The 3,862-nt window shown below is 38.2% G+C and carries 2 protein-coding genes; both read right to left on the reverse strand.

Annotated elements, in window-relative coordinates:
• Positions 1-418: 418 nt before the first annotated feature.
• Complete coding sequence (gene putP / locus ACT3QP_RS14285) at positions 419-1,918, reverse strand: sodium/proline symporter PutP (protein WP_192520461.1); 1,500 nt, start codon at positions 1,916-1,918, stop codon at positions 419-421.
• Positions 1,919-2,687: 769 nt separating this feature from the next.
• Positions 2,688-3,560 carry a LysR family transcriptional regulator gene (locus tag ACT3QP_RS14290; protein WP_192520460.1) on the reverse strand — a complete coding sequence of 291 codons (873 nt, stop codon included), beginning with the start codon at positions 3,558-3,560 and terminating at the stop codon, positions 2,688-2,690.
• Between the last annotated feature and the right edge of the window lie 302 nt (positions 3,561-3,862).

Consider the following 3,862-nt stretch of genomic DNA (forward strand, 5'->3'; position numbering starts at 1 on the left):
TATATAATAAAAAATCGACCTATACAAGGTCGATTTTTTTATGGATTTTGAAGTGGTTTCCTTTGCCTTAATTAATAACGACAAGCTTCAAGGCTTATCGGACTATCACAGTAACTATAGTCAGTGAACGACTAAACCACTACGGTGTTATCTTACTTACTTAGAGTTCTTTGGACTATATGCCATTGCCATGATGAGACGTTCAATCCTTCTCTACGAGCTGACGCTAGAGCTATATAAGCAGTGTGTGATAATACTCGTTAAGGCAAACAAACGCATTATTGTTACATTAAGTCCTATCTAAAAGCGTTGTAGGGATAAACAGCCTCTTTATGAATGATTAACATGAGCTAGTCACCAAAAAAAACCTCGTCAATAATGACGAGGTTTTTTTGTTACGACAAGATAAATTATCAGCTTACTGATTTATGTTTAGTTCCATCTCTTTATATTTTGCAGAGACAGAAGGTCTTGGACCACCAGTCATAATACTAACGGCAAAGATAGCGATAGTGCTTAATATAAAGCCTGGAACGATAGCATATAACCAGCTGTTAAGTGCCGTACCATTGACTTCGAAAGGACCATAAATCCACAAAATGACAGTCAATGCGCCAATGACCATACCAGCAACAGCACCGTTACGGTTCATACCACGCCATGTTAGGCTGAAGATAACCAATGGCCCAAAGGCTGCACCAAATCCTGCCCATGCATTAGAAACCAAGTTCAATACAGAGCTTTCTGGATTAGACGCTAGCATAATAGCAACGATAGCAACGATGATAACTGATATACGGCCTACCAATACTTGACGAGCTTCTGGTGCTTCTCTATCAAAGAATAATTTATATACATCTTTGGTTAGTGAGCTTGATACTACTAATAATTGCGATGAGATAGTACTCATGATGGCTGCTAAAATAGCTGCTAATAGGAAGCCTGATACTAGTGGGTGGAATAAAAACTGCGTAAATACTAGAAAAATAGTTTCAGGATCATCTAGTGTCATAGCAGTCTTTTGTACATAGGCGCGACCAGCAAAACCAGTCATTAGTGAACCAACAAGACTGACAACCATCCAGCTCATACCAATATTACGTGCAGTAGGTACGTCTTTAACTGAGCGAATTGCCATAAAGCGTACGATAATATGTGGCTGACCGAAATAGCCTAAACCCCATGCCATTAGAGAGATAATACCAATAACACTCATACCACTAGTAACGTTCAGTAAGTTTGGATCGATATTTCTAACTGCCTCAGTAGTGGCTGAAATACCATCTAAGTCAGTAAACGCAACGACAGGAACAATCACCATCGCAAATAGCATGATGACACCTTGCACAAAATCGGTCATTGAAACAGCTAAGAAGCCACCGAATAAAGTGTATGCGACAACCACACCTGCGGTGACCCAAAGGCCTGTACTGTAAGATAGGTTCAGCGAACTTTCAAAGAGTTTACCACCACCGACTAAGCTAGCTGCGGTATAAACAGTAAAGAATAAAATGATGACGAGTGCAGAAATAACACGCAACATGTGCGACTTGTCTTCGAATCGGTTGGCGAAATAATCAGGCAAGGTAATAGCGTTGTCAGCGACTTCGGTATAAACACGAAGGCGTGGTGCTACGATAAGATAGTTCAATAATGCGCCAAGTGTTAAACCAAGGGCAATCCAGATACTGACCACACCATCGGCAAACATATAACCGGGTAGACCAAGTAATAACCAACCTGACATATCTGAGGCACCTGCCGACAGCGCTGTTACGGCTGGTCCTAAATTACGTCCTCCTAACATATAGCCTTCAGTGTCATTGGCTTGCTTAAAGTAAGCATAAACGCCAATCCCTATCATCACTAAAAAATAAGCGCCAAGTGATATTAGCACGCCACTAGAAACTCCGTTCATATAAATGTTCCTTAACCAACAGTGTTGGCTGTAATTATTTTAACTCTAAAAATTAAGTTTTCGTAAGAAGATGTCCTAAACAATATCTAAAGAAAAAAAGCCATTAAGTAGGACATAATGGCTTTTATTCAATATTTGCTGTTAGTTTTATATGATTGATGCTGTTCTGGGGCTAATACCAATTGAGCAATACTCTGAAAGCGATAAAAATTCGCACTTTTCTTTATCTGTGTTAATTTCTCGCAGTTGCTAGTTATATATCAATATAAACCGCCTGTATAACCAATCATTTAAAACCATCAAAGCTACTATTAAACATCATATATTACTAAAGATGTTCGATGTGATTACTATCAGTATCTTTACGGTAAGTTTTTGTTATAGAGACAATCTTAAAGCTATTATAGCGTATGAGTGCCAAAAATGCGAATAGCGCCCTTTTTGTGCTGAAAAATCATTGCACAATCGTTATAAATCAGGCGTGTTTAATATTCATTAATAAACACTTCTGATCATTAAAACGTTTTTATATAAGGCGTAAAATGACGGTGATGCGTGAGCTTTAACGAGATTAAAATGCGACTCTTATATAAATCTAGGAGACAGTTTTAACATCAGATCACAGAGGTATTTTTACCATTTTAATGTATTAAACATAGACGTTTAAAACAACAGGCCCTACTGCTTCTGATGTCAAACTGTCTAAAACTAGCCTCTACTAGCTTCTATCAGTGCCATGCTCGAAAGATCGAGCACAGTTTAGTAACTTTTACTCAATAGGTGCGAGCAAATCTAGTAGCGCTGTTACACTACTAGATTGTGTTAGTTTTGGATTGATAACCACGCCTAGGTGGCGTTGTAATTCAATATTGTCAGCCATGTCAATACGTTCTAAATCTTGACTAACCATAGTTTGTGGTAATACTGACCAACCAAGTCCAACAGAAACCAACATACGAATAGACTCAAGAGGGTTAGTGCTCATGGTGGCATAAGGTTTTAGATTGTGCTTAGCAAATTCAGCCAATGTAATTTGACTGGTAAAGGTATTGGCAGATGGCAAAATAGCAGGATAGCGTGCTAATTGTTCTAAGGTGACATTAGATTTCGTTGCTAGAGGTGATAACGTACCCGTCATAAAGTAGAGAGGGTCTGACCATAGGGTGTGATAAGTTAAACGCTTATCGTAAACAGGTGGTAACGTGACAAAGGCCAATGATAAATCACCGTCTAATACAGCTTTGTGTGCGGCTTCTGAATCGACAAAATGAACCTCTAACTGCACTGCAGGGTAGGCTTGTATAAAGTGTTTGAGTACAGGTGCTAGATGATGTAAACCTATGTGATGGCTAGTACCAATGACCAGTTTTCCAGACACGATATGTTGAGAATGTTGTAGGTTGATTTTAAAATTCTCATAATCTTCTAACCAACGCTTAGCGTGTGGTAGCATCTCATTAGCAGCTTGGGTCGGCACGATCCCGCGGCCTACTGTATCAAACAGGGTAATATCAAATTCATCTTCCAAATTTTTGATGCGTTTACTGACAGCAGGCTGAGTGATAAACAGCTTTTCTGCGGCGCCAGAAATACTGCCTGTATGCATAACGGTGACGAATGTCGTTAAGTTTGTGGTGTTCAAGAGGATGTCCTTAGCTACTTAGCGAGCTATAAATAAAAGTTGCCTGACCTAATCATAATGTATTAGAAATAAAAGTTTGCGTCTGGTTAAAAATCATCAATTATTATTATAGGATTAGCCTGCTATAATCACAAGACATCAAAACATATTTATTATATTAACTTGATAAATTGTAGTATAAAGCTTGTTTTAATAGGCGATTGCAACAATAAATATAAATAATCGGTATTTTGTGTTCAGTAGGTTCTAATAGACATAGACGACAAAATGTCACTAAACGGTTATAAATAGATATAAAACTT

It is taken from the genome of Psychrobacter sp. AOP7-B1-24 (assembly GCF_052376215.1).
In the GTDB taxonomy this organism is placed as follows: domain Bacteria; phylum Pseudomonadota; class Gammaproteobacteria; order Pseudomonadales; family Moraxellaceae; genus Psychrobacter.

Bases quoted from the DNA above. Each gene is read 5' to 3' on its own strand.
- putP (WP_192520461.1), bottom strand. From the start codon at position 1,918: ATGAACGGAGTTTCTAGTGGCGTGCTAATATCACTTGGCGCTTATTTT.